Here is a 24,821-nt window from a genome sequence, read left to right as displayed (position 1 = left end):
GTGTACGAGGGCGACATCGCATCGATCCTGATCTCCCGAGAGGAGATCGACAAGCGTATCGCCGAGCTGGCCGAGGAGATCGCCGCTCGCTATCCGGTGGGGGCTCCCGAGGGTGATCTGCTGCTCGTCGGAGTTCTCAAGGGCGCCATCATGTTCATGACGGATTTCGCACGCGCACTGCCGATCCCGAGCCAGCTCGAGTTCATGGCGGTCAGTTCGTACGGATCGTCCACGTCCTCGTCGGGCGTCGTCCGCATCCTCAAGGACCTCGACCGCGACATCCACGGCCGCCACGTCCTCATCGTGGAGGACATCATCGACTCCGGTCTGACGCTGTCGTGGTTGATGAAGAACCTCGCCACGCGCCAGCCCGCGTCGCTCGAGGTGGTCACCTTGCTCCGCAAGCCCGACGCGGTGAAGGTGGACGTCGACGTCGCGAACGTCGGCTTCGACATCCCGAACGAGTTCGTCGTGGGCTACGGCCTCGACTACGACGAGCGTTACCGCGACCTTCCCTACATCGGACTGCTGGAACCCCGGGTCTACGGAGGCTGATCGAATGTCGCGCGAACAGGTCGGCCCCACCGCCACGTCCATCGCGGACGACGTCCGGAACGGGCGGGTCCAACCTGCCGCGGTAGCCCGAGAAGCGTTGGACCGCATCGCCGCTCGGAACGACGACCTGCACGCGTTCGTCGTGGTGCGTCCCGACGAGGTGCTCCGGGAAGCGGACGCGATCGCCGTCCGAGCGGATCTGCGCGCTCTGCCGCTCGCCGGCGTCCCGGTGGCGATCAAGGACAACGTCCCGGTGACGGGCTACCCGATGCGCAACGGTTCGCTCGCGACATCCGACACTCCCGCCGCCGCGGATCACCCGGTGGTCGCGCGCCTGCGCGGCGCGGGCGCCGTGGTCGTCGGTCTCACCTCGGTTCCCGAGCTGTGCCTGTGGGGCGCGACGGACGGTGCCGACGGCATCGCCCGCAATCCGTGGAACCGTGACCTCACCCCGGGCGGATCGTCCGGTGGCGCCGCCGCCGCGGTCTCCTCGGGCATGGTGCCCGTCGCCCACGGCAACGACGGCATGGGGTCCATCCGGATCCCCGCCGCGAACTGCGGACTGGTCGGCATCAAGCCGGGGCTCGGCCTCGTCCCGTCCGAACTGGGCAACGGCTCGTGGTTCGGCATGTCGGAGAACGGTCCGTTGACCACGACCGTCGCCGACGCGGCGCTCCTGCTCTCGGTCATGGCGGACGATCCGGATCTCGCCTACGTCGACGCTCCCGAGACCACGCGCATCGGGGTCGCCGTGGAGTCGCCGTCGCCCGTCGTGCGAGTGGATCCCCACTTCCGGCAGGCCGCACTCGACGTCGCCCGGGAGCTCGAGCGGATCGGGCACCGCACCAGCACGGCAGCGCTGCCCTACCCGGCCAGTCCACTCGGGCAGCTCGCCCGCTGGACGGCCGGCGGAGCCGCGGACGCCGCCGGGCTCGACGTGTCGGCGCTGCAGAAGCGAACCCGTCGCCACATCGCGGTGGGTCGGCGAGCGGCACGGTTCGTGCGGCCGTCGCAGACCGAGACGCTCACGCGACGCATGCGCTCGTACTTCGAGAGTGTCGACGTGGTGCTGACGCCGGCGCTCGCCGCGCCGCCGATCCGTGCGGACCAGTGGAGCGAGCGCGGGTGGGCAGCCAACATGGCGGCCAACATTCGCTACGCACCCTTCGCGGCACCGTGGAACTTGCTGGGGTGGCCGGCCGTGAGTGTGCCCGCGGGACTCCATCCCGAGTCGGGGACTCCGCTGGCCGTGCAGCTGGCGGGACCTCCCGGGTCCGAGCGTCGACTGCTGGCGCTCGCGGCACAGATCGAACAGCATCGGCCCTGGCCACGCACCGCGGCCGACCGGTAACACTCGTCACGCGCAGCTGGGCGCGGGAACCTCACCGCGTGTCGGCGCGTTGACCGAGATGTGCGCGCCGCCCGGCCGTCCGCATCCGCGGTAACCTGGCTTGTCCGGTGCGCAACCGGCAACGATCGAGAACTGCTGCCGGCCGACCGACGCGAACCATGACCACCTGCCTGTGAGTCCGACTGCCATCGAGGGCGACGCTGTATGAACCGCAAGACTTTGTTCCGCAACCTGGCGATAGTCGCCGGCATCCTGTTGGTGATCTTCGCCTTCAGCTACTTCGGCGACGACACGCGGGGGTGGAAGAGTGTCGACACGTCGGTCGCCGTCGCGCAGCTCGACGACCAGAACGTGCAGACCGCGCAGATCGACGACCGTGAGCAGCAGGTTCGTCTGACGCTGAAGAGCGGCAACGACGCCACCGGCAACGAGACGCAGATCATCTCGCAGTACCCGGACGCCGCGTCGCAGCAGATCTTCGACAAGGTCGCCGCGTCGGGTGCCGAGAGCTACGACACCGAGGTGACGCAGGACAGCTGGTTCACGTCGATCCTGGTGTTCCTGCTCCCGATGATCATCCTGCTGGGCATCTTCATCTTCGTGATGTCGCGCATGCAGGGCGGCGGGCGTGGCGGTGTCATGGGCTTCGGCAAGTCCAAGGCCAAGCAGCTCACCAAGGACATGCCGAAGACGACGTTCGCGGACGTGGCAGGCGCGAACGAAGCGGTCGAAGAGCTGTACGAGATCAAGGACTTCCTGCAGAACCCGGCCCGCTATCAGGCACTCGGCGCGAAGATCCCCCGCGGCGTGCTGCTGTACGGCCCTCCCGGAACCGGCAAGACGCTGCTCGCCCGCGCCGTCGCCGGTGAGGCCGGCGTGCCGTTCTTCACCATCTCCGGTTCCGACTTCGTCGAGATGTTCGTCGGTGTGGGTGCCTCACGGGTGCGCGACCTGTTCGAGCAGGCCAAGCAGAACAGCCCCTGCATCATCTTCGTCGACGAGATCGACGCCGTCGGTCGCCAGCGTGGCGCCGGTCTCGGTGGTGGCCACGACGAGCGCGAGCAGACCCTCAACCAGCTGCTCGTCGAGATGGACGGGTTCGGTGAGCGGACGGGCGTCATCCTCATCGCCGCCACGAACCGTCCCGACATCCTCGACCCGGCACTGCTGCGCCCTGGCCGTTTCGACAGGCAGATCCCGGTCGGCGCCCCCGACCTCGCAGGACGCCGCGCGATTCTCGCGGTGCACTCGAAGGGCAAGCCGATCGCGCAGGACGCCGACCTCGAGGGTCTGGCCAAGCGCACCGTCGGCATGTCGGGCGCGGATCTCGCGAACGTCATCAACGAGGCCGCACTGCTCACGGCGCGGGAGAACGGCACCGTGGTCACCGAGGCCGCCCTCGAGGAGTCGGTGGACCGCGTCATCGGCGGACCTCGACGCAAGAGCCGCATCATCAGCGAGCACGAGCGCAAGATCACGGCGTACCACGAGGGCGGTCACACCCTGGCTGCGTGGGCGATGCCCGACATCGAGCCGATCTACAAGGTCACCATTCTCGCCCGCGGCCGCACCGGTGGTCACGCGATGACGGTGCCGGAGGACGACAAGGGCCTGATGACGCGCTCCGAGATGATCGCGCGCCTCGTCATGGCGATGGGCGGCCGCGCTGCCGAGGAGCTCGTCTTCCACGAGCCGACCACGGGAGCGTCGTCCGACATCGACCAGGCGACCAAGATCGCTCGCGCCATGGTCACCGAGTACGGCATGAGCAGCAAGCTCGGCGCCGTCCGGTACGGCCAGGAGCAGGGCGATCCGTTCCTGGGCCGCTCGATGGGCGTCCAGTCCGACTACTCGCACGAGGTCGCGCGGGAGATCGACGGGGAGGTGCGCAACCTCATCGAGGCCGCGCACACCGAGGCGTGGGCCATCCTGAACGACTACCGCGACGTCCTCGACATCCTGGCCACCGAGCTGCTCGAGCGCGAGACGCTCACGCGCAAGGATCTGGAGAAGATCTTCACCGGCGTCGAGAAGCGTCCCCGCATCACCGCGTTCAACGACTTCGGTGATCGAGTTCCGTCGTCCAAGCCCCCGGTGAAGACGCCGCGCGAGCTCGCGACCGAGCGCGGGGAGCCGTGGCCCCCCGTCTCGATCGTCAAGGAGCCGAGCTACGCCGGCCAGGCCCAGAACGGTCAGGCACAGAACGGCCAGAACGGCCACGCCCAGAACGGGCACGGCCAGAACGGTCACGGTCAGAACGGGCAGGGCCAGAACGGGTCGACCCCGAACGGTCAGGGTGGCGCACATCGCGGCGGCCGTCCCGGCTCCTCGATGCCCGACTACGGGGCACCGGCCGGCTGGTCCGCACCGGGATGGCCTCCTCGCGAGAACGAGGCACCGCGGTACCCGGAGCCGCAGGGTTACGGCCAGCCGCAGGGCTATGGCCAGCCGCAGGGCTATGGCCAGCCGCAGGGCTACGGCCAGCCGCAGGGCTACGGGCAGCCGCAGGGTCAGGGTGACCCGCAGGGCTACCAGGGTCCGCGTGGGTACCAGGAACCGCGCGGGTACGACGAGCCCCAGCCCTACCAGGAACCGCAGCCATACCAGGAGCCGCAGCCCTATCGGGAACCGCAGGCCTACCGGGAACCGCAGCCCTATCAGGAGCCGTACCAGGATCCGCAGCCGTACGGGCAGTACCCCGGTTCGGGTGTGGGGGAGCCGGCTCAGCCCGAGCCGCGTTACCGCAACCCGCAGAACCCGGAGGGGCAGTACCAGCCTCCGCGTGACGAGGCCGAGGATCCCCAGCTGCCGCCGAACACCCAGCGGTGGGAGGGCCCGGACGCGCGCTAGAGTCGCTCGTCCGACCCTCTCGTCCGTGCGGCCGCACCCGCCCGCACATCACTCCGGCTGCTCTGATCCATCGGCAGCGCGCCCGTCAGCGAAGGGACCTCCCGTGTCCGTCAACCAAGCCGATCAGTCGATCGACGAGCCCGTGTCCGTGGTGTCCGGTCGGACGTTCGATCAGGAGCGCGCCGAGGCGGCCGTTCGCGAGCTGCTGCTCGCGGTGGGTGAGGACCCCGAGCGCGAGGGGCTGAAGGACACGCCCGCTCGAGTGGCGCGTGCATACAGAGAGATGTTCGGCGGACTGTTCGTCGATCCTGACGAGGTGCTGGGAACGACGTTCGACGAGGCGCACCGCGAGCTCGTCCTCGTGCGGGACATCCCGATGTACTCGACGTGCGAGCACCACCTGGTGTCCTTCCACGGCGTCGCGCACGTCGGCTACATCCCGGGCAAGTCGGGCCGGGTGACGGGCCTGTCGAAGCTGGCGCGGGTCGTCGACCTGTACGCGAAGCGGCCGCAGGTGCAGGAGCGTCTCACCTCGCAGGTCGCCGACGCGATGATGCGCAAGCTCGAACCGCGCGGAGTCATCGTGGTGATGGAGGCCGAGCACCTCTGCATGGCGATGCGGGGAATCCGTAAGCCGGGCGCCAGCACCACCACCTCCGCCGTGCGCGGTGTGTTCCAGTCCAGCGCGGTGTCCCGGTCCGAGGCGCTGGATCTCATCCTTCGCAAGTAGGCGCCGCTCGTGTTCACGCTTCCGCACGCGGACGGGCCCGTGGTGATGGGCGTCGTCAACGTCACGGCCGACTCGTTCTCGGACGGCGGCCGTTACCTGGACGTCGACGCCGCGGTGCGGCACGGCCTCGAACTGCACGCCGCGGGTGTCGACATCGTCGATGTGGGGGGCGAGTCGACACGTCCGGGAGCCGACCGCGTCGACCCGTCCGTCGAGGCGGAGCGCGTCGCACCGGTGATCGCCGAGTTGGTCGCCCACGGCGTGTGCGTCAGCGTCGACACGATGCGGGCATCCGTGGCGACCGCGGCGATCGGTGCGGGCGTGTCCATCGTCAACGACGTCTCCGGTGGCCGCGCCGATCCCGACATGGCGGGTGTCGTCGCCGATGCCGGCGTCGCCTGGGTGCTCATGCACTGGCGTTCCACCGTCGACTGGACCCACCGACCGGGTGCCGCGGAGGAGCACGACTACGGCGACATCGTCGAGGACGTGCGCAGCGGACTGCTCCGCCAGGTCGACGCGGCCGTCGCCGCCGGGGTGGACAGTTCCCGCATCGTCCTCGATCCGGGGCTCGGCTTCGCCAAGAACGCGGAGCACAACTGGGCGTTGCTCCGCCGACTCGATCGTCTCGTCGACACGGGCATTCCCGTGCTGGTAGGTGCGTCCCGCAAACGATTCCTCGGCACTCTGCTCGCCCGCGACGGGCAGCCTCGCTCTCCGCACGGCCGCGACGCTGCGACGGCCGCGATCTCGGTGCTGTCCGCCGTGGCGGGCGCCTGGGGGGTGCGCGTCCACGACGCCGTCGGCACTCTCGACGCTCTCGCCGTGCACCGGCAGTGGCACGGCCCGACCGAACCGAAAGGCACGACATGACCGATCGCATCGAGCTGCGCGGATTGACCGTGCGCGGCAATCACGGTGTCTTCGACCACGAGAAGCGCGACGGGCAGGACTTCCTCGTCGACCTCGTCGTCCACATGGATCTCGCCCCGGCCGCGGCATCGGACGACCTGACGAAGACGGCGCACTACGGCGAGTTGGCCGAGGCCGCCGCCGCGGTCGTCGCGGGGCCGAGTCGCGATCTCATCGAGACGGTCGCGAGCGAGATCGCCGACGGTGTCCTGACGGATCCGCGCGTGGAACGCGTCGAGGTCACCCTGCACAAGCCGTCGGCTCCGATCCCCCTGACCTTCACGGACGTGGCCGTCGTGGTGACCCGATCGAGGTCTGCGTGACCCGCGCGGTGCTCTCGATCGGGAGCAACATCGGGGACAGCGAACAGCAGTTGCGGGCCGTGGTCGAGGGTCTCGGTGACGCCGTCGTCGCGGTGTCGACCGTGTTCGCCACCGCCCCGTGGGGCGGCATCGACCAGCAGGACTTCCTCAACGCCGTCGTGATCGTGGACGACGAGAACACCGACTGCCGGGGCTGGTTGCGACGGGGACAGCAGTTGGAGACGGCCGCTCACCGTGAGCGGGTGCAGCGCTGGGGACCGCGGACCGTCGACGTGGACATCGTCGTGTGCGACGACGTCGTCAGCGACGACCCCGAGCTGATTCTTCCGCACCCACTGGCGCACGAGCGCGCCTTCGTCCTCGCACCGTGGCTGGACGCGGATCCCGACGCCGTGCTGCGTGGCCGATCGGTGCGCGACCTGCTGGCCGAGCTGCCGGAGTCCGAACGCGCCGGTGTGCGTCGCACCGAGACACGGCTGTGGGACCCGGTGCGCTGCGGGCGGGCCGGCGGTGACTCCACGTGAGCCCGACGCGCGTGCGCGACCTCGTCGCGCTCGCGGCGTTCGCCGTGGTGGCCACCTGGATCCTCGCGTCCTCGTTCTACGGGTCTGTTCCGCCGATCTCGACGTTCGCCGGAGCGTCGCTGTATCCGGTGGCGGTCGTCCTCGTGGTCGTGGGTCTGCTGGTGCGGTCCCGATTGCGCACCCGGAGGATCGGCCCCGGGCCCGGCCAGCTGCATCCGATCACGGTCGCGCGCGCCGTCGCGCTGGCGAAGGCCGCGGCCCTCGTCGGTGCAGCGGCGGCGGGAGTGTGGGCCGGTCTGCTGATCCATCTGCTGCCCCTGCGGTCCTCGGTGCGCGCGGCGTCGGAGGACACGCCGGGAGCGCTGATCGGCCTCGTCGCCGGGATCGTCGCCGTGGCCGCTGCCCTGTGGCTCGAGCACTGCTGCCGGACACCGGACGACGGAGCCGACGAGCCCGCCCACTGACCCGATCGCGGCCGTCCTCGGACACCCCGTCCGTGCATGGTGAAGTGCGACAGCCGCCCGAGCCGTTACCCTGGGATTCATGACGGACACCGGCAGGAGCAAGGCGAACCGTCGCACGAAACGCGGCGGCAACCACACGGCTCTCGCCGGTCTGGTTCTGCTGGGCGTGGTGGCCAGCGTTCTGATGATCCTCAGCGACAGCGTTCCGCTGCTGCGCGTGGGCATCGTGGCAGCGCTGTGGGCCGCCGTTCTCGGCGCGTTCGCGATGACGAAGTACCGCCGCGACGCCGCGGTGGATCAGATGAAGGCGCGCGATCTGCAGACCGTATACGAGCTCCAGCTGGAGCGGGAGATCGCCGCTCGCCGCGAGTACGAGCTCGGCGTCGAGTCGCGGGTACGCGCCGAGATCGGTGCCGACGGAGACGAGATGCGTGCTCTCCGAGCCGAACTCGCGTCGCTGCGCCGCAGCCTCGAGATGCTGTTCGACGGCGAGTTGCCGGACGACCGCGCTGCCATCGCCGGCGAGGCGATGCGGATGCGGGAGCTGGCCGAGCGCTCCTACAGCGGCTACGAGCCGGCGCCGTCCGGTCTGTACGTTCCCGGATCGCGCACCCGCCCGCCGAGCTTCGCCCCCGATCCGACCTACTCCCGGCCCGGATTCGCCACTCCCTTCGACGACCCGGTCACGGCGGAGACGTCGGTCATCGGCGGCGAGTTCGATCACGACGGCACCTTCCATCCGGCACCCGCACCGCAGTCGCCGCGCACCCCCGAGTGGAACCCGTCGAGTCACCGCGCCGACAGCATTCCCGTCGCCCCCGAGCCGGAACCCCTTCCCGAGCCGGAACCCGAGCCCGAGCCGGAACCGCTGCCGGAACCCGAACCCGAGCCCGAACCCCTGCCGGAGCCCGAGCCGCTCCCCGAACCCGAGCCGCAGCCCGAACCCGATCCGCTGCCGACCCTGGACGTCGAGCCCGAACCCGAGCCGGAACAGCCCGAGCTTCCGGAACCCGCGCCCGTCGCACCCGTGCAGTCGGGCGGTCGACGACGCGCTGCGGATCCGGACGACGAGTCCGACGCACCGGTCGACGCAGGATCGGGAGCACATTCGAGTGGGCGCTCCGTCGCGGACATCCTCGCGGGGATGGGCACCGCGGATGCGTCGACAGGATCGGGTCGCCGGCGCCGCCGTGCCGAGTAGACACCGCGCCGAGTGAGAGCTTCGTCGAGTGAGATCTGCGCCGCGGGTGTGACCGGCGTCGCATGGCGGTCGGTCGACGCCGGACACTAGTGTGGGCGTCGATGAGTCCGGTACCCGCCGAGCGGGACTGGAACTGTATCCCCGAGAGGACCCTTCTTGTCCCCCGATCGAGTCACGTCCGACCCCGCCCCGGCGCGCCTGTCCGTCGGTGTCGTGTCCGCAGGCCGGGTCGGTACCGCGCTGGGTGAGGCGCTCGAACGCGTCGGCCACGTCGTGTTCGGCTGTGCCGCCGTCTCCGACGCGTCCCGGCGCCGCGCCGAGACCCGCCTCCCCGACGCGGAGATCATGCCGGCCACGGATGTGGCGCGGCGCAGTGAACTGCTGATCCTGGCGGTGCCGGATCAGGAACTGGACGCGCTGGTCCGCGGGTTGGCGCGCACCGATGCGGTGTCGCCCGGAACTCTCGTGCTGCACACGTCCGGCGCCAACGGTGTCGGCATCCTCGCGCCGCTGGCGGGCCGAGGGGTGGTGACGATGGCCGTGCACCCCGCCATGACCTTCAGCGGCAAACCCGAGGACACCGACCGTCTGGCGACCGCGTGCTTCGGCATCACGGCGGCCGACGAGATCGGCCTCGCGATCGCGCAGGGACTGGTGCTCGAGATCGGCGGCGAGCCCGTGGGTGTGCCCGAGGAGGCGCGCACGCTGTACCACGCCGCGCTCGCCCACGGGTCGAACCACCTGGTCACTCTGGTCGTCGACGCCCTCGACGCGCTGCGGGACGCGTTGGCCCACGAGGAACTTCCCGGCCAGCAGCCGGTGGAGCAGCGTCCCGGTGGTGTGGCGGAGCGGGTTCTGGCGCCACTGCTGTCGGCGGCGTTGGACAACGTGCTGCGCAGCGGACAGGGCGCGTTGACCGGTCCGGTGGCGCGCGGCGACGGGGCGACGGTGTCCAGGCATCTCGATGCGTTGACCGATCTCGACCCGCGGATCGCCGCGGGCTATCGCGCGATGTCACTGCGTACGGCCGAGCGGGCCGGCGCGGACGACACCGTAATGAACGTCCTGCGGGACAACGAATGAGGAGGCAGCCGTGAGTGCACTCGACGGCGCGTACACACCGGGTGAACTGACGGTGCATCACGCACCCGATGTGGTCCGGTCGGTCACCCGAGCCCTGCGCTCGGCGGGACGCCGAGTCGCGCTCGTGCCCACCATGGGTGCGTTGCACGCCGGTCACGTCCAGCTCGTGGAGATGGCGAAGCGGAGCGGCGCTGTCGTCGTGGTGTCGATCTTCGTCAACCCGCTGCAGTTCGGGGCGGGGGAGGATCTCGACGCGTACCCGCGCACCCTCGACGCCGACCTGGACGTGCTGCGCGCAGCCGGGGTGGAACTGGCCTTCGTCCCGAGTGTGCAGGACATGTACCCGCGCGGTCCGCGGACGACGGTGCACCCCGGTCCGCTCGGTGCCGAACTCGAAGGCGCTTCGCGGCCCGGCCATTTCGCCGGGATGCTGACGGTGGTCGCGAAGCTGCTCGGCATCGTCGCACCCACCACGGCCTACTTCGGGGAGAAGGACTACCAGCAGCTGGTCCTGATCGACCAGATGGTGCGTGACCTGAACATCGACGTCGAGATCCGCGGCGTCCCCATCGTTCGCGAGTCCGACGGTCTCGCCCTGTCCTCGCGCAACCGGTACCTCGACGAGCACCAGCGGTCCCTCGCGGTGGCCCTGTCGGCAGCGCTGATCGCCGGCACCCATGCTGCCGAGGGTGGTTCGGATGCCGTTCTGGCGGCGGCGCAGTCGGTGCTCGACACGGTGCCGGAGGTGGACGTCGACTACCTCGAGGTACGCGGCGCCGATCTCCGTGACGCACCCGAGGAGGGAGACGGACGGTTGCTGGTCGCCGCCCGCGTGGGCACCACGCGCCTGCTCGACAACGTGGGCGTCGCTCTCGGTACCGGATTCCAGGGTCGCGATCCGGAATCCGCAGCCGGACAACGCCATCTCGGCCACTCCTGACTCCACTCCGACCGACCGGCCTCCGGCCTGCCCGCTCCAACCGACCGGCCTCCGGCCTGCCCGCAACTCCGCCCGGCTCCAGACAGGTAAGGACCCACCATGCTCCGCACGATGATGACCTCGAAGATCCACCGCGCCACCGTGACCCACGCCGATCTGCACTACGTGGGGTCGGTGACCATCGATCAGGACCTGCTCGACGCCGCCGCGCTGCTCGAGGGTGAGCAGGTGACCATCGTGGACATCGACAACGGTGCTCGGCTCGAGACCTACGTCATCGCGGGGCAGCGTGGATCGGGAGTGGTCGGGATCAACGGCGCCGCAGCGCATCTCGTGCACCCGGGTGATCTGGTGATCATCATCGCCTACGGCATCCTCGATCCGGCCCAGGTCGCCGAGTACGCGCCGAACGTGGTGTTCGTCGACGCCGACAACCGCCCCGTCCAGGTGGGCACCGATCCGGCGGACAGCCCGGCCGGCTCCGGACTGATCTCGCCGCGCACACTCACCGCGGACACGCGTGACACGGTCTCGGTCTGATGCTGCTCACCGTCGACGTCCGCAACACCAACATCGTGTTGGGCGTGTTCACCGGCAGCGGTGACCACGCGCGGCTCACGCGGCAACGCCGGATGCGGACGGACGCGTCGATGACGGCGGACGAACTCGCGTTGACCTTTCGCGGTCTCCTCGGTCCCGACGTGGAGACCATCACGGGTGTCGCGGCGCTCTCGACGGTCCCGTCGGTGCTGCGCGAGATCCGGACGATGCTGGGGCGGTACTGGTCGCACGTTCCCCACGTGGTCGTCGAGCCCGGCGTGCGTACGGGAGTGCCTCTGCTGGTGGACAATCCGAAAGAGGTGGGCGCCGACCGCATCGTCAACAGCCTCGCGGCCCACCACCTGTACGACGCCCCGTGCATCATCGTCGACTTCGGGACGTCCACGTGTGTCGACGTCGTGTCGGCGAAGGGGGAGTTCCTGGGCGGATCGATCGCACCCGGACTCGAGATCTCCATGGACGCGCTCGCGTCCCGCTCCGCGGCGCTGCGCAAGGTCGAACTGGTCCGGCCCCGAGGTGTTCTGGGCAAGAACACCGTCGAGGCCATGCAGTCGGGTGCGATCTTCGGCTTCGCCGGTCTCGTCGACGGCATCGTCGACCGGGTGTGCCGCGAGGTGCCCGGCTTCGACGGCGACGACGTCGTCGTGGTGGCCACCGGCGACACGGCGTCGCTCGTCATGGACGACTCCTCGTCGATCGATCGCATCGAGCCGGACCTCACGTTGGCGGGACTGCGGCTGGTCTACGAGCGCAATCAGGCCCGTCGCCGCTGATCGAGGCCACGACGGTCGAGGTGGCGCGCTGCCGAACGGTGTGCCACACTTTCGGGGTGACTGATCGCACGGGTGCTCGGGAGTGTTGTCGGGGCTGACGCCTGCCCTGACTGTCATCACACCTCCCTGGAGTCCTGTCGTGCTCTCGCTCTCTGCTGTCGCCCCCACCTCTCTGCGTCCCGCCGATCTGCTGCGCCTCACCGATCAAGGTGCGGCGGACGTGCTCGACGGTCGCCATGATGCGCTTCTCCCGCCCGGTGGAGTGTTCCCAGCCGGTGAACGGTGGTGTGCCCGTCTGCATTCGGACGATCTGGTCGACCTGTGGCTCATCAGCTGGGTGCCGGACAAGTCCACCGAACTGCACGACCACGCCGGATCGCTCGGCGCGCTGACCGTCCTGAGCGGCTCGCTCAGCGAATACCGTTGGAACGGTGAGGGTCTGCATCACCGCCGCCTGGACGCGGGTGATCAGGCGTCCTTCCCGCTGGGGTGGGTCCACGACGTCACCCACGCACCGGCCCCGACATCGGACCCGGTGACCGTGAGCGGTCCGACACTGAGCGTGCACGCGTACTCGCCGCCGCTGACGGCCATGTCCTACTACGAGATCGGCGAGCGCGGTGCTCTGCGCCGCACCCGGTCCGTCCTGACCGACCTGCCCGAGGGAGACGCGTGATGACGACTCGACCCACCACCCGATCGAGCATCGACGACATGCTCGAGCGCGCACGGTCCACGTACCGCCGCACGGACGTCTCCGAGCTGGCCGATGCCGTCGCGCGCGGCGCGGTACTCGTCGACATCCGCCCCCAGGCGCAGCGCGCGCTGGAGGGGACCATGCCGGGGGCACTGGCCGTCGAGCGCAACGTCCTCGAGTGGCGGTGCGACCCCACGAGCAGCGCACGCCTGGCCATCGCGGTGGATCACGACGTCGAGTGGATCGTGCTGTGCTCCGAGGGCTACACCTCCTCGCTGGCCGCCGCGGCGCTGCAGGAACTAGGGCTCACGCGAGCGTCCGACGTCATCGGTGGGTACCGCGCCATCGTCGACGCCGGGCTCACCGGCGTCGTGGGGAGCGCACGGCACTGCCTGCGCGAAGGGCGCACTCTCGTCGCGCACTGACCTCTCTATAGGCTGGGCAGTCGTGACCGAGACACCACGAGCAGACACCGACCCCGCCGCCGTTCCCACCGACGACACCCCGGAACAGGTGCGCATCCGCCGCGAGAAGCGCGCCCGGCTGCTGGAGTCCGGGCGCGAGGCGTATCCGGTGTCGGTCGCGAGGACGCACTCGCTGGCCGAGGTCCGGGCTGCGCATCCCGCGCTCGAGCCGGACACGCACACCGGCGAGCAGGTGGGGGTGGCCGGTCGCGTCATCTTCCTGCGCAACACCGGCAAACTCTGCTTCGCGACGCTGCAGGACGGGGACGGCACGCAGCTCCAGGCCATGATCTCCCTCGCCGGTGTCGGCGAGGACGCGCTGGCGCTGTGGAAGTCGGACGTCGATCTCGGCGACATGATCTTCGTGCACGGCGAGGTGATCAGCTCCCGACGCGGCGAGCTGAGCGTCATGGCGGACGAGTGGCAGATGGCGTCCAAGTCGCTGCGGCCCCTGCCCGTCGCCCACAAGGAGATGAACGAGGAGTCCCGCGTCCGCCAGCGGTACGTCGACCTCATCGTGCGTCCCGAGGCGCGGGAGAACGCCCGCCGCCGCGTCGCCGCGCTGCGCGCACTGCGTGACGGGCTCGAGCGCCGCGGATTCCTGGAGATCGAGACCCCGATGCTCCAGACGCTGCACGGCGGCGCCGCGGCCCGACCGTTCACGACGCACTCGAACGCGCTCGACATCGACCTGTTCCTCCGCATCGCTCCCGAACTGTTTCTCAAGCGGGCGGTCGTGGGCGGCATCGACCGGGTCTTCGAGATCAACCGCAACTTCCGCAACGAGGGCATCGACTCCACGCACTCCCCGGAGTTCGCGATGCTCGAGACGTACGAGGCCTACGGCACGTACGACGACTCCGCAGTGATGACGCGCGAGCTCGTGCAGGAAGTCGTCCAGGCCGTGTACGGGTCGCTCCAGGTCACCCTCGCGGACGGTTCCGCGTACGACTTCGCGGGCGAGTGGACCACCATCGAGATGTACCCGTCGTTGTCGGCCGCCGTCGGCATCGAGGTGACACCGGAGACGAGCCCGGGCGACCTGCGTGCACTGGCCGATCGGGTGGGTCTCGCCGTGCCGACGGACAAGGGGTGGGGCCACGGTAAGCTTGTCGAGGAGCTGTGGGAGCACAGCTGCGGGGACCAGCTCCACACTCCGACGTTCGTCCGCAACTTCCCCGTGGAGACGTCGCCTCTGGTCCGGGCCCATCGCAGCATCCCCGGTGTGGTGGAGAAGTGGGACCTCTACGTGCGGGGCTTCGAGCTCGCCACCGGCTACTCGGAGCTCGTCGATCCCGTCGTGCAGCGCGAGCGCTTCGTCGATCAGGCCCGGCTGGCGTCGGCCGGCGACGACGAGGCCATGGTTCTCGACGAGGACTTCCTCACCGCCATGGAGTACGCGATGCCGCCCACAACGGGTACGGGAATGGGCATCGACCGCCTTCTGATGGCGCTCACAGGGCTGGGTATTCGCGAGACCATCCTCTTTCCATTGGTGCGTCCCGACCGCGGCTGACGCCCGAATGGAACATTCCACTCGGTACGCTGCAAGGCCTCGGTAATGCGCGCTATTATCGATCCTGCTCGGCGAAAAGTGTCGCTGTGTTCGGAGGGGGGAATGCGTCGAATGGTCAAGAAGGTGACGGTCACGCTGGTCGACGACGTCGACAACGTACCGGCTGACGAGACGGTGTCGATCGGGTTGGACGGCACGTGGTTCGAGTTGGATCTGTCCAACTCGAATGCCGATGAGCTGCGGAAAGTCATGGATCAGTGGATCCAGCACGCGCGGCGGGTGTCGACGCGGACGACCGGGGGAGGGTCGGCCGCGAGCTCGTCCGGGGGCACGCGGACACGCGGAGCGGCCGATCGGGCGCGCAGTGCTGCAATACGGGAATGGGCGCGCACGCAAGGTTTCGAGATCAGCGCGCGGGGCCGCATATCGTCCGAGATCGTGCGGGCCTGGGAACTTTCTTCGTGATTCTGTCCTGTCTGTCGGAGTCATTGTCATTCGATTGAATGACAATGACTCCAATGGATGGGCGGAATGTCCGTCACGTCTCATCACGCCGACCCATTGCCGTGGGTGCCGATCAGGAGTAGGCCGTTCGCTGCGGGCGAAGGCGGGAACGGTGAATCCGCTGCCGCTCGTGGTAACGAATCTCCGGTGCAGTGCGTTGTGACTGCATACAAGGGTGCCGGTGTCGTCCCGATGGACGCGCCGAGGGCGTGGGAGCCACCGTTCGCCGTCGGATGAACTTCCCCGGCGGAGCGGCACTCGAAGGTCACGGCAACTAGAGTGAGAGTCGGGCTCGAGGTTCGGACTAGAGGGTCCGACGCCTGCCCCGTCATCAGTGTGAGGGAGAGCGATGTTCGAGAGGTTCACCGACCGCGCACGGCGCGTCGTCGTCCTGGCCCAAGAAGAGGCCCGGATGCTCAACCACAACTACATCGGCACGGAGCACATCCTGCTGGGTCTCATCCACGAGGGTGAAGGCGTGGCGGCGAAGTCTCTGGAGTCGCTCGGGATCTCCCTCGAAGGTGTACGCAGCCAGGTCGAGGAGATCATCGGCCAGGGCCAGCAGGCACCGTCCGGGCACATCCCGTTCACTCCGCGTGCCAAGAAGGTCCTCGAGCTCAGCCTGCGTGAGGCGCTGCAGCTCGGACACAACTACATCGGCACGGAGCACATCCTGCTCGGCCTCATCCGTGAGGGCGAGGGTGTGGCTGCGCAGGTGCTGGTCAAGCTCGGCGCCGATCTCAATCGCGTGCGCCAGCAGGTCATCCAGCTCCTGTCCGGATACCAGGGCAAGGAGCCCAGCGAGTCCGGCAGCAGCCGCGGCGAGGCGGGCACACCGTCCACGTCGCTGGTGCTCGACCAGTTCGGCCGCAACCTCACGCAGGCCGCACTCGAGGGCAAGCTCGACCCGGTCATCGGACGCGCGAAGGAGATCGAGCGCGTCATGCAGGTGCTGAGCCGCCGTACCAAGAACAACCCGGTGCTCATCGGTGAGCCCGGCGTCGGCAAGACCGCCGTCGTCGAGGGCCTCGCGCAGGCGATCGTCAACGGCGAGGTTCCCGAGACGCTCAAGGACAAGCAGCTCTACACGCTGGACCTGGGCTCGCTCGTCGCCGGCAGCCGGTACCGCGGTGACTTCGAGGAGCGCCTGAAGAAGGTGCTCAAGGAGATCAACACCCGCGGCGACATCATCCTGTTCATCGACGAGCTGCACACGCTCGTCGGCGCGGGTGCTGCCGAGGGCGCGATCGACGCGGCCTCCATCCTGAAGCCGAAGCTCGCTCGTGGTGAGCTCCAGACCATCGGTGCCACCACGCTCGACGAGTACCGCAAGTACATCGAGAAGGACGCGGCCCTCGAGCGTCGCTTCCAGCCGGTGCAGGTCGGCGAGCCGTCGGTCGATCACACGATCGAGATCCTCAAGGGTCTGCGCGACCGGTACGAGGCGCATCACCGCGTCTCGATCACCGACAGCGCGCTCGTGGCGGCCGCGACCCTGGCCGACCGGTACATCAACGACCGCTTCCTGCCGGACAAGGCGATCGACCTCATCGACGAGGCGGGCGCGCGCATGCGCATCCGTCGGATGACGGCGCCGCCGGACCTGCGCGACTTCGACGACAAGATCGCCGATGCTCGTCGGGAGAAGGAGTCCGCGATCGACGCGCAGGACTTCGAGAAGGCGGCCAACCTGCGCGACAAGGAGAAGCAGCTCGTCGCGCAGCGCGCCGAGCGCGAGAAGCAGTGGCGTAGCGGAGACCTCGACGTCATCGCCGAGGTCGACGACAACGAGATCGCCGAGGTCCTGGGCAACTGGACCGGCATCCCCGTGTTCAAGCTGACCGAGGAGGAGACCACGCGTCTCCTGCGCATGGAGGACGAACTCCACAAGCGCATCATCGGCCAGGTCGAGGCGGTCAAGGCGGTCTCGAAGGCCATCCGCCGTACCCGCGCAGGACTGAAGGACCCGAAGCGTCCGTCCGGCTCGTTCATCTTCGCCGGCCCGTCCGGTGTGGGTAAGACGGAGCTGTCGAAGGCTCTGGCGAACTTCCTGTTCGGCGAGGACGACGCGCTCATCCAGATCGACATGGGCGAGTTCCACGACCGGTTCACCGCATCGCGTCTGTTCGGTGCGCCCCCCGGATACGTGGGCTACGAAGAGGGTGGCCAGCTCACCGAGAAGGTGCGCCGCAAGCCGTTCTCCGTGGTGCTGTTCGACGAGATCGAGAAGGCTCACCAGGAGATCTACAACACGCTCCTGCAGGTGCTCGAGGACGGCCGTCTCACAGACGGTCAGGGTCGTACGGTCGACTTCAAGAACACCGTGCTGATCTTCACCTCGAACCTCGGTACGTCGGACATCTCCAAGGCCGTCGGGCTGGGCTTCTCCTCGGGTGAGGGCAGTGGCTCCAACTACGAGCGCATGAAGCTCAAGGTGCACGACGAGCTGAAGAAGCACTTCCGCCCCGAGTTCCTGAACCGCATCGACGACATCGTCGTCTTCCACCAGCTCACCAAGGACGAGATCATCCAGATGGTCGATCTCATGCTGGCGCGAGTGGAGGTTGCGCTCAAGAACAAGGACATGGCCATCGAGGTCACGGACAAGGGCAAGGCGCTCCTGGCGAAGCGTGGATTCGACCCGGTGTTGGGTGCGCGTCCGCTGCGTCGCACGATCCAGCGCGAGATCGAGGACCAGCTGTCCGAGAAGATCCTGTTCGGCGAGATCGAGCCGGGTCAGATCGTGCTGGTCGACGTCGACAACTGGGACGGCGAAGGACAGGGCGAAGACGCAGTCTTCACCTTCCGCGGCGAGAAGAAGCCGATCAGCCTTCCCGACGAGTTGACCGTCGACCTGGCGAAGTCGGGCGAGAGCTCCGAGTAGTACGTACGCACGGCAACGGGCGGGACCCTCACGGGTCTCGCCCGTTCTGCGCTCGTGGTGTCTCTCGCGATGAGTTCGGCCGCACCGCCCGGTCTGTACCGGTATGGCTACTGCAACCGTGAACTCGATGCTCCTGTCCAGCCCCGATCCCGAAGCGCTCGTCCGGTGGTACGGGGAGGTGTTCGAGGCGCCGCCGATGTCGATGGGCCCGTACACCGTGATCGACCTCGACGGCTTCTTCGTCATGTTCGACGAGCGTGACGACGTGACGGGCCCGAATCGAGAGGGTGCGCGCGTCGTCCTGAACGTGGAACCGGACGACCCGGAGGCGGTCGCCGGTCGAATCGACGCGCTCGGCGGCGAGTGGGTGAGTCCCCTCGAGAGCCGCGACGGGGACCTGTTCGCCACCGCGAAGGATCCCGACGGCAACTGGATCCAGCTGGTCCGTCTGCGGGACGAGATGGAAGCGCAGATGGGCGCTCCGACAACGCCGTTCTCCGGCATCGCGGTCCGAGACATGGAGGACACCACGCGCTTCTACCGCAATGTCCTGGGCATGCGCGTACTGCCGTCCGAGATGGGTACTTCCTGGATTCGCATCGACCGACGCACCAGCATGCTCGCCTACCCCAAGCCGGATCACGTACCGGCCACGCACACCGTGCTGAACATCCCGACGCGTGACATCGACACCACGGTCGCCGACCTCACGGCGCGAGGTGTCGAGTTCGTCCGATACGACGGGGCACCGCAGGACGACAAGGGTGTCATGCGGGGGAACGGCCCGGACATCGCGTGGTTCACCGACCCGTCCGGCAACGTCCTTGCGGTGATCGCCGTCGACCCGAGCGTCTGACCTGGCATCGGTTCGAAGTCGACAGCCGCTGGATACTCTGAACGAGTCAAGAGTTCCCCAGCGACAAGGATGGCTGATGCCTACTCGTACAGCACGGACAGCATGGAACGGTTCACTCGAGGAAGGCTCGGGACAGGTCGAGCTCTCCAGTTCGAAGGTCGGCACGTACGACGTGTCGTTCCCCAAGCGTGCGGCGGACGACGCGGGCGGCACCACCAGCCCCGAGGAGCTCATCGCCGCAGCGCACTCGTCCTGCTACGCCATGCAGCTCTCGGCCGTCATCGCCGAGGCCGGTGGCACTCCGCAGAGCCTCGACGTCACCGCCGAGGTGTCGCTCGGACCGGACGAGGTCGGCTTCAAGCTGACCGGCATCACGATCACGGTGCGCGGTGAGGTCGACGGTCTGGACGCCGACGGCTTCGCGAAGGCAGCGCAGAACGCCAAGGAGACCTGCCCGGTGAGCAAGGCCCTGACGGGCGTCGAGATCACGCTCGACGCTGCTCTCGAGAGCTAACGCAACAGCTCGAACGTCCCCTGGACGACGGCGAACGCGTACGCGTTGTCCAGGGGGCCGATCGCCTCGTCGGACTGCAGTTGGGTGGCCACCACCCAGTCCTGGCCCGTCGCATCCGTCAGCAACCACGACCCGGACACGTCGCCCGCGGCGTTGCCGTTCTTGTAGCCGACGTACGGCCAGCGAGCGGGATCGACCTCGGCGCCGGGGTTCAGCGCGAGGACCTGGCGCACGACGTCGCTCTGCGGACCCGTGATCAACGCCGCGTACGCGCGGCAGATGTCGTTCGCGCTGCCGAACCACTCGACTCCGTCCGGCGTACCGGGCCTCGTCGCGATGCCCTGGTAGTCGAGGTCGGCGGTCACCGGATCGACGGGTTCGCTGTCGATGGTGCGATTCTCGATTCCGGCCAGGATGTCGCGGCGGGTCTGCGTGTCGGCGTCGCGCCACTGCGCCCGCAGGTCCGGCCGTCCCCACCCGAGCACGAAGAACTCGCGTGTCGTCGGAAAGGGCGTCAGCGCCGCAGGATTCGCGGCGCCCATGATGGTGACCTCGGACTCGACCGCGTCCCGTCCGATGCGATCCATCAGCAGATCGGTGGCCGTGTTGTCGCTGATCGCGATCATCGCGTCGGTCGCCTCGCGCACCGTCACCGGTGTTCCCTCGGGAGCGAACTGCAACTGTCCCGACGGGGCCGACTTGCGTGCGTCGGTCACGGTCAACTGCTCGTCCCACGACAGCGTCCCGTTGTCGACGGCCCGCGCGACCGCGCCGAGCACGTACAGCTTCGCGACGGAGGCGAGCGGCAGGGAGTCGTCCGCGTTCAGGCTGTGAACGGAAGTACAGGTGCCGTCGGTGACGCGGGAGGCGACGTAGGACGTGCGGGCACCGAGAGCGGTGAGCGCAGCGTCCGACGAGGCGAAGGAGTCGACGCCCTCGGTGTCGGGCAGAGCCTGGATCCCGGACAGCAGGCCGTCCTCGGTGGCGCGCAGTCGCAGCGTCACGGGCGCGTTCCGGCCGGTGCTCAGTTGCACGGTGGACTCGAGGCCGTCCTCGGTCCGTTCGCCCACGGTGAGGGGGCCACTCGCCAGGATCTGCGCGACGGGACCGAGCAGCCCGCCGACCTGAGCGAGTGCTTGCGCCAGCTCGGGCGCCGCGAAGGAGTCGATCGCGGCCGGGTCGAGCGTGGTGGGGTCCGGCGTCGTGATCCAACCGAGGACGGTGTCGGTGACCGCCGTGATCGGCGCGCCGGCGGCCGGGGCAGCGGTCGTGTCGGCGGGTTCCGTCGTGGATCCGTCGCCGCGCGCGGCTCCCGACTCGAGCAGCGGATCGACGCCTGCGGAGCATCCGGCGAGCGTGAGAGTCGCGGTGACGGCAGCGGCCAGAATGACGTACCTGCGTGACGTGGGCATGTGTCGCCGACCTCGTTCCCGCTCGAACTGCTGTGGCTCGAACTGCCGTGAAGAACCGACCTTACCTACAGCCATGTCCGGGTTTACCGGTCGGCCGGTCCGTCTCGACGGGCCGGAACGTTCAGGACGACGTCGAACTCCAGCAACGAGGCACCCGAGGCGACCGGCTTCGCCCGCTCACCGGAATGGGCCTCGCGAGCCGGTCCACCCGACCAGGCCTGGAACGACTCCTCGTCCTCCCATTGCGTGACGACGAAGTAGCGGCTCTCGCCCTTGACCGGGCGGAGCAGCTGGAAACCGAGGAAACCGGGTGAGCCGTCGACCGATCCGGCGCGGGCGGCGAAGCGCTTCTCGAGTTCGGGGCCGGCGCCCTCGGGCACCTCGATGGCGTTGATCTTGACCACTGGCATGGACCCGAGGCTACCTGCGCCGGTTACGGTCGAGCGATGCTGGACGACCACGGCGGCTCCGGAGTGCCGCTCGTGCTGCTGCACGGCCTGATGGGCGGCCCGGACACGTGGCGACGGCAGGTGCCCTGGTTGCGGGAGCACGGCCACGTCCTCGCCGCCCGGGCGGCGGGACACGGGCGTGCTGCTCCGGCGACCCTCACCACCGAGGCGTTCGTCGACGAGCTGCGCGAGGCGCTGGCGCCGTTCGAGTCCGTGATCCTGATCGGTCACTCCATGGGCGCGCTCCACGCGTGGTGCCTCGCGGCGCGCGAACCGGATCGGGTGCGCGGGATCGTCGTCGAGGACATGGCTCCCGACTTCCGCGGTCGCACCTCCGACGGGTGGGCCGCCGTCATCCGTGCGTGGCCCCAGCCGTTCCCCGACGAGGCCGCGGTTCTGGCGTACTTCGGTGACGTCGCGGGGCAGTACTTCCTCGACTCCTTCGAGCGGACGCCGGACGGGCTGCACCTGCACGGAGACGTGGACACGTTCGCGGCGATCTCGGACGAATGGGGACGACGCGACTTCTGGGACGAGTGGCGAGCAGTGCGTGCTCCCGCGCTGCTGCTCGAGGCGGAGCACACGGTCACTCCAGCGGGTCAGATGGCGAGAATGGCTGCACTGCATCACGACTCGACGTACGAGGTGGTCGCCGGCGCCGGGCATCTGGTGCACGACGATCGGCCGGGGGAGTACCGGCGCGCTGTCGAGTCGTTCCTACGAGCCCTCCCCGGCGAGCGCGAAGGCGCCGGCGGACGTCTGCTCGACGAGCCCGTCGACCAGTAGCGAGTTCAGGGCACGGTCACGTTGGCCGGGATCGGTCGTCCACACCAGATCGAGCTCGGACTTCTCCACCGGACCCATCGTGGAGCGCAGTACGTCCATCAGTTTTCCGCGTACCTGCCGATCGGTTCCGGCGAACTTCTGCACCTTCCTCGGCGGTCCGTCGTGCGCCGGCCGACCGGCCTCGACCCACGCGCACGACGGGAGCGGGCAGTCCGCGCAGGCGGGATTGCGTGCGGTGCAGATGATGGCGCCGAGCTCCATCAGTGCCGCCGACAGAGTGGCCGCGGTGGCGACGTCCTCGGGTAGCAAGGCCTCGGTGTCTGCGAGATCTCGTGTGGTGCTGGGGTTTCCGGGCTCAGCGCGGCCGTGGACCGCACGGGCGACGACCCGCCGCACGTTGGTGTCGACGACGGGGACCCGCTGCCCGTAGGCGAAGCAGGCGACGGCGCGCGCGGTGTACGCCCCGACACCCGGCAGGGTCAGCAGCGTCTCGACATCCGACGGCGTCTCGTCGCCGTGGTGCTCGGCGAGGACGGCGGCGCAGTCGTGCAGGCGTGCGGCGCGACGGGGATAGCCGAGCTTGCCCCAGGCCCGCAGGACGTCGGCCCGCGATGACGCGGCCATGGCGGACGGCACCGGCCATCGCTGTACCCACTCGACCCAGATCGGAGCGACCCGCGCCACCGGAGTCTGCTGCAGCATCACCTCGCTCATCAGGATCTGCCACCCGCTGACACCGCTACGGCGCCACGGCAGATCCCTGGCCTCGCGTCGGTACCACGAGACCAGAACCTCGCTGTCCATGTCTGTGATCCTTCCCGGAAGTCGGGGCCGCCACCGGCGGGTGACTCATGTTTCGGTAACAATGAGTCCATGCCTAATTCGAGTCCCCGCTCAGCATGGAACGCACTCGTCGAGGGTAATCGCCGTTTCGTCGACGGCCGCCCGGAGCATCCCAGCCAGGGGGTGGATTACCGCGCGTCGCTCGTCGACGGTCAACACCCCACCGCGATCGTCTTCGGGTGCTCCGATTCTCGGGTGGCAGCCGAGATCATCTTCGACCAGGGCCTCGGCGACATGTTCGTCGTCCGCACGGCCGGCCAGGTCGTCGACTCGGCTGTTCTGGGTTCCCTGGAGTTCGGCGCCGAGGTCCTCGAAGCGCCGCTGATCGTCATTCTCGGCCACGACAGCTGTGGTGCCGTCAAGGCGACCATCAACGCGCTGGACGAGGGCACCGTCCCCGGTGGCTTCATCCGCGACATCGTCGAGCGGGTCACGCCGTCCGTCCTCAACGCCCACCGACTGGGGTACACGCGCGCCGACGACGTCGAGGCGCGCCACGTCCTCGAGACCGGAAAGTTGCTGATCGATCGGTCGTCGATCCTCGAGAAGCGCGTCGCCGCGGGAAAACTCGCCATCGTCGGCCTGACGTACAAGCTGGCCGAGGGCAAGGTGGAGTTCCAGGGCGCGCTGGGCGACATCGGACACGTCGAGATGGGGTCGACCGACCGCACCGATGCGAGTGATCTGCTCACCTCGTCAGCGACGGCGAGCGACACGCCGTAGTAGGTGCCGCTCGGTCACCGCGTCGGCACATACGGTTGACCTGTGCTCGAGCCGAACGGACCCTTGCCTCCCGAGATCTACTGGCGACGCCGCGCGCTCGCGATCGGTGGCGCAGTGGTGGTCATCGGACTCGTGGTGTGGCTGGTGGTGTCGCTCGCCGGTGGCGGGTCGCAGGATTCCGAGTCCACCGCGGCGTCCGCCTCGCTCGCACCGTCCGCTGCCACGACGTACCGCCCCGACGCGTCCGCGACCGGAGGCTCCGCTCCGGCAGGAGGTTCCGGTGGTGGCAGCGAGGGCGGAGACGCCGCGTCCTCGTCGTCGGCGACGTCCACGTCCGCCACGACGTCCTCTGCGCCTGTCGCTCCCGGTCAGTGCGCGGATCAGTCTCTCGCCGTGAAGGCCTCGCCCGATCAGCCGTCCTACCCCGCTGGGCAGGAGCCGGCGTTCACCGTCGTCGTCACCAACATCGGAACCTCGGCGTGCGAGCGCGATCTGGGTTCGGGTCTGCAGCAGGTGCTGGTCTACACGCTGGAGGGGCAGCGACTCTGGTCGAACGTCGACTGCTTCCCCACCACGACTCCCGACATCCGCACGCTGCAGCCCGGTGAGCAGGCGCCGTTCGCCGTGAAGTGGTCCGCGACCACCTCCGAGCCCGGGTGCGCGGCGCCGCGGAACCCGGTGGGCCCCGGCGGATACAGCGTGGTCGGCCAGCTCGGCCAGCTGCGCAGCGCGCCGGAGACGTTCAACATCACGTAGCGCACCTCCGTTCCGCGTCAGCGAGGTCGGTTCCCGCGGCAGTTCCGCGTTCCGGCAGGTGCTGCAGTCGCAGCGCGAACACGAAACCCCTCCGGGAAGACCGGCCGACTAATCGAACGGGAAGGCCGGGAGCCGGCCGATTAGTCGAAC

26 protein-coding genes are annotated in these 24,821 nt (G+C 69.0%); 23 read left to right on the top strand and 3 right to left on the bottom strand.

Features of this window, described 5'->3' with window-relative positions; genetic code table 11:
• The 20 genes from hpt (at position 1) to HQ308_RS14235 (ending at position 19,702) form a co-directional block, all read left to right on the top strand.
• Positions 1–555 carry a hypoxanthine phosphoribosyltransferase gene (gene hpt / locus HQ308_RS14330; RefSeq protein WP_027506476.1) on the top strand — a complete coding sequence of 185 codons (555 nt, stop codon included), beginning with the start codon at positions 1–3 and terminating at the stop codon, positions 553–555.
• Between the two features lie 4 nt (positions 556–559).
• Complete coding sequence (locus HQ308_RS14325; RefSeq protein ID WP_222646815.1) at positions 560–1,906, top strand: amidase; 1,347 nt, start codon at positions 560–562, stop codon at positions 1,904–1,906.
• Positions 1,907–2,110: 204 nt separating this feature from the next.
• The gene (gene ftsH, locus HQ308_RS14320) at positions 2,111–4,756 is read left to right on the top strand and encodes an ATP-dependent zinc metalloprotease FtsH (protein WP_222646814.1); all 2,646 of its coding nucleotides are present in this window, start codon (positions 2,111–2,113) and stop codon (positions 4,754–4,756) included.
• 103 nt (positions 4,757–4,859) lie between these two features.
• Positions 4,860–5,486 (top strand): GTP cyclohydrolase I FolE, encoded by a 627-nt coding sequence (folE, locus tag HQ308_RS14315; RefSeq protein WP_027506473.1) that lies wholly within the window; start codon positions 4,860–4,862, stop codon positions 5,484–5,486.
• Positions 5,487–5,531: 45 nt separating this feature from the next.
• A complete protein-coding gene (gene folP / locus HQ308_RS14310) occupies positions 5,532–6,359 on the top strand; it encodes a dihydropteroate synthase (protein ID WP_222646964.1) in 828 nt (275 codons plus the stop codon).
• Entirely contained in the window at positions 6,356–6,721 is a 366-nt protein-coding gene (folB, locus tag HQ308_RS14305) for a dihydroneopterin aldolase (protein WP_027506471.1), read from the top strand. Before folP ends, folB begins: the two co-directional genes overlap by 4 nt.
• Positions 6,718–7,245 carry a 2-amino-4-hydroxy-6-hydroxymethyldihydropteridine diphosphokinase gene (gene folK, locus HQ308_RS14300; protein WP_027506470.1) on the top strand — a complete coding sequence of 176 codons (528 nt, stop codon included), beginning with the start codon at positions 6,718–6,720 and terminating at the stop codon, positions 7,243–7,245. The genes folB and folK overlap by 4 nt, the downstream gene beginning before the upstream one ends.
• The gene (locus tag HQ308_RS14295; protein WP_027506469.1) at positions 7,242–7,709 is read left to right on the top strand and encodes a DUF3180 domain-containing protein; all 468 of its coding nucleotides are present in this window, start codon (positions 7,242–7,244) and stop codon (positions 7,707–7,709) included. Before folK ends, HQ308_RS14295 begins: the two co-directional genes overlap by 4 nt.
• Positions 7,710–7,788: 79 nt before the next feature.
• Entirely contained in the window at positions 7,789–8,910 is a 1,122-nt protein-coding gene (locus HQ308_RS14290; protein WP_222646812.1) for a DUF6779 domain-containing protein, read from the top strand.
• A gap of 156 nt (positions 8,911–9,066) precedes the next feature.
• On the top strand, positions 9,067–9,993 hold the full coding sequence (locus tag HQ308_RS14285) for a Rossmann-like and DUF2520 domain-containing protein (protein ID WP_222646810.1): 927 nt from the start codon (positions 9,067–9,069) through the stop codon (positions 9,991–9,993).
• Positions 9,994–10,003: 10 nt separating this feature from the next.
• Positions 10,004–10,933 carry a pantoate--beta-alanine ligase gene (gene panC, locus HQ308_RS14280; protein WP_222646809.1) on the top strand — a complete coding sequence of 310 codons (930 nt, stop codon included), beginning with the start codon at positions 10,004–10,006 and terminating at the stop codon, positions 10,931–10,933.
• Between the two features lie 99 nt (positions 10,934–11,032).
• Positions 11,033–11,473, top strand: coding sequence for an aspartate 1-decarboxylase (gene panD, locus HQ308_RS14275; RefSeq protein ID WP_222646808.1), 441 nt, complete (start codon positions 11,033–11,035; stop codon positions 11,471–11,473).
• The gene (locus HQ308_RS14270) at positions 11,473–12,267 is read left to right on the top strand and encodes a type III pantothenate kinase (protein WP_027506464.1); all 795 of its coding nucleotides are present in this window, start codon (positions 11,473–11,475) and stop codon (positions 12,265–12,267) included. The genes panD and HQ308_RS14270 overlap by 1 nt, the downstream gene beginning before the upstream one ends.
• A gap of 139 nt (positions 12,268–12,406) precedes the next feature.
• A complete protein-coding gene (locus tag HQ308_RS14265) occupies positions 12,407–12,943 on the top strand; it encodes a cysteine dioxygenase family protein (RefSeq protein ID WP_235579015.1) in 537 nt (178 codons plus the stop codon).
• Positions 12,943–13,389 carry a rhodanese-like domain-containing protein gene (locus HQ308_RS14260; RefSeq protein ID WP_027506462.1) on the top strand — a complete coding sequence of 149 codons (447 nt, stop codon included), beginning with the start codon at positions 12,943–12,945 and terminating at the stop codon, positions 13,387–13,389. The genes HQ308_RS14265 and HQ308_RS14260 overlap by 1 nt, the downstream gene beginning before the upstream one ends.
• Positions 13,390–13,411: 22 nt before the next feature.
• The gene (gene lysS, locus HQ308_RS14255; protein WP_222646807.1) at positions 13,412–14,944 is read left to right on the top strand and encodes a lysine--tRNA ligase; all 1,533 of its coding nucleotides are present in this window, start codon (positions 13,412–13,414) and stop codon (positions 14,942–14,944) included.
• A 111-nt stretch (positions 14,945–15,055) separates the two neighbouring features.
• Positions 15,056–15,409 (top strand): Lsr2 family protein, encoded by a 354-nt coding sequence (locus HQ308_RS14250; RefSeq protein ID WP_222633172.1) that lies wholly within the window; start codon positions 15,056–15,058, stop codon positions 15,407–15,409.
• 388 nt (positions 15,410–15,797) lie between these two features.
• Entirely contained in the window at positions 15,798–18,332 is a 2,535-nt protein-coding gene (locus HQ308_RS14245) for an ATP-dependent Clp protease ATP-binding subunit (protein ID WP_027506459.1), read from the top strand.
• 103 nt (positions 18,333–18,435) lie between these two features.
• Positions 18,436–19,188, top strand: a complete 753-nt coding sequence (locus HQ308_RS14240; protein WP_222646806.1) for a VOC family protein — start codon at positions 18,436–18,438, stop codon at positions 19,186–19,188.
• 76 nt (positions 19,189–19,264) lie between these two features.
• Positions 19,265–19,702: an OsmC family protein gene (locus tag HQ308_RS14235; protein WP_027506457.1), complete on the top strand. Its 438-nt coding sequence runs from the start codon at positions 19,265–19,267 to the stop codon at positions 19,700–19,702.
• Here HQ308_RS14235 and HQ308_RS14230 read toward each other — a convergent pair.
• Together HQ308_RS14230 and HQ308_RS14225 are read right to left on the bottom strand one after the other, a co-directional pair.
• Positions 19,699–21,114 carry a serine hydrolase gene (locus HQ308_RS14230; RefSeq protein ID WP_222646805.1) on the bottom strand — a complete coding sequence of 472 codons (1,416 nt, stop codon included), beginning with the start codon at positions 21,112–21,114 and terminating at the stop codon, positions 19,699–19,701. The genes HQ308_RS14235 and HQ308_RS14230 overlap by 4 nt on opposite strands.
• An 83-nt stretch (positions 21,115–21,197) precedes the next feature.
• The gene (locus HQ308_RS14225) at positions 21,198–21,524 is read right to left on the bottom strand and encodes an antibiotic biosynthesis monooxygenase (RefSeq protein ID WP_222646804.1); all 327 of its coding nucleotides are present in this window, start codon (positions 21,522–21,524) and stop codon (positions 21,198–21,200) included.
• Positions 21,525–21,560: 36 nt separating this feature from the next.
• Here HQ308_RS14225 and HQ308_RS14220 point away from each other — a divergent pair, with 36 nt between their 5' ends.
• The gene (locus tag HQ308_RS14220; RefSeq protein WP_051613515.1) at positions 21,561–22,349 is read left to right on the top strand and encodes an alpha/beta fold hydrolase; all 789 of its coding nucleotides are present in this window, start codon (positions 21,561–21,563) and stop codon (positions 22,347–22,349) included.
• Here the strand turns inward: HQ308_RS14220 and HQ308_RS14215 are convergent.
• A complete protein-coding gene (locus HQ308_RS14215) occupies positions 22,281–23,153 on the bottom strand; it encodes an A/G-specific adenine glycosylase (protein ID WP_222646802.1) in 873 nt (290 codons plus the stop codon). The two genes, HQ308_RS14220 and HQ308_RS14215, sit on opposite strands and share 69 nt — an antisense overlap.
• A gap of 69 nt (positions 23,154–23,222) precedes the next feature.
• Between HQ308_RS14215 and HQ308_RS14210 the strand changes: the two genes are divergently transcribed.
• Positions 23,223–23,915: a carbonic anhydrase gene (locus tag HQ308_RS14210; protein ID WP_222646800.1), complete on the top strand. Its 693-nt coding sequence runs from the start codon at positions 23,223–23,225 to the stop codon at positions 23,913–23,915.
• A 42-nt stretch (positions 23,916–23,957) separates the two neighbouring features.
• Positions 23,958–24,671, top strand: coding sequence for a hypothetical protein (locus HQ308_RS14205; RefSeq protein WP_222638873.1), 714 nt, complete (start codon positions 23,958–23,960; stop codon positions 24,669–24,671).
• The last annotated feature ends 150 nt before the right edge of the window (positions 24,672–24,821 follow it).

The organism is Rhodococcus sp. BP-241 (genome assembly GCF_019836145.1).
In the GTDB taxonomy this organism is placed as follows: domain Bacteria; phylum Actinomycetota; class Actinomycetes; order Mycobacteriales; family Mycobacteriaceae; genus Rhodococcoides.
This window is presented reverse-complemented; position numbering and strand designations above follow the sequence as displayed.

Bases quoted from the DNA above. Each gene is read 5' to 3' on its own strand.
- HQ308_RS14325 (WP_222646815.1), top strand. From the start codon at position 560: ATGTCGCGCGAACAGGTCGGCCCCACCGCCACGTCCATCGCGGACGAC.
- ftsH (WP_222646814.1), top strand. From the start codon at position 2,111: ATGAACCGCAAGACTTTGTTCCGCAACCTGGCGATAGTCGCCGGCATC.
- folP (WP_222646964.1), top strand. From the start codon at position 5,532: ATGGGCGTCGTCAACGTCACGGCCGACTCGTTCTCGGACGGCGGCCGT.
- folB (WP_027506471.1), top strand. From the start codon at position 6,356: ATGACCGATCGCATCGAGCTGCGCGGATTGACCGTGCGCGGCAATCAC.
- HQ308_RS14290 (WP_222646812.1), top strand. From the start codon at position 7,789: ATGACGGACACCGGCAGGAGCAAGGCGAACCGTCGCACGAAACGCGGC.
- panD (WP_222646808.1), top strand. From the start codon at position 11,033: ATGCTCCGCACGATGATGACCTCGAAGATCCACCGCGCCACCGTGACC.
- HQ308_RS14270 (WP_027506464.1), top strand. From the start codon at position 11,473: ATGCTGCTCACCGTCGACGTCCGCAACACCAACATCGTGTTGGGCGTG.
- HQ308_RS14260 (WP_027506462.1), top strand. From the start codon at position 12,943: ATGACGACTCGACCCACCACCCGATCGAGCATCGACGACATGCTCGAG.
- HQ308_RS14250 (WP_222633172.1), top strand. From the start codon at position 15,056: ATGGTCAAGAAGGTGACGGTCACGCTGGTCGACGACGTCGACAACGTA.
- HQ308_RS14245 (WP_027506459.1), top strand. From the start codon at position 15,798: ATGTTCGAGAGGTTCACCGACCGCGCACGGCGCGTCGTCGTCCTGGCC.
- HQ308_RS14240 (WP_222646806.1), top strand. From the start codon at position 18,436: ATGGCTACTGCAACCGTGAACTCGATGCTCCTGTCCAGCCCCGATCCC.
- HQ308_RS14235 (WP_027506457.1), top strand. From the start codon at position 19,265: ATGCCTACTCGTACAGCACGGACAGCATGGAACGGTTCACTCGAGGAA.
- HQ308_RS14230 (WP_222646805.1), bottom strand. From the start codon at position 21,114: ATGCCCACGTCACGCAGGTACGTCATTCTGGCCGCTGCCGTCACCGCG.
- HQ308_RS14225 (WP_222646804.1), bottom strand. From the start codon at position 21,524: ATGCCAGTGGTCAAGATCAACGCCATCGAGGTGCCCGAGGGCGCCGGC.
- HQ308_RS14220 (WP_051613515.1), top strand. From the start codon at position 21,561: ATGCTGGACGACCACGGCGGCTCCGGAGTGCCGCTCGTGCTGCTGCAC.
- HQ308_RS14215 (WP_222646802.1), bottom strand. From the start codon at position 23,153: ATGGACAGCGAGGTTCTGGTCTCGTGGTACCGACGCGAGGCCAGGGAT.
- HQ308_RS14210 (WP_222646800.1), top strand. From the start codon at position 23,223: ATGCCTAATTCGAGTCCCCGCTCAGCATGGAACGCACTCGTCGAGGGT.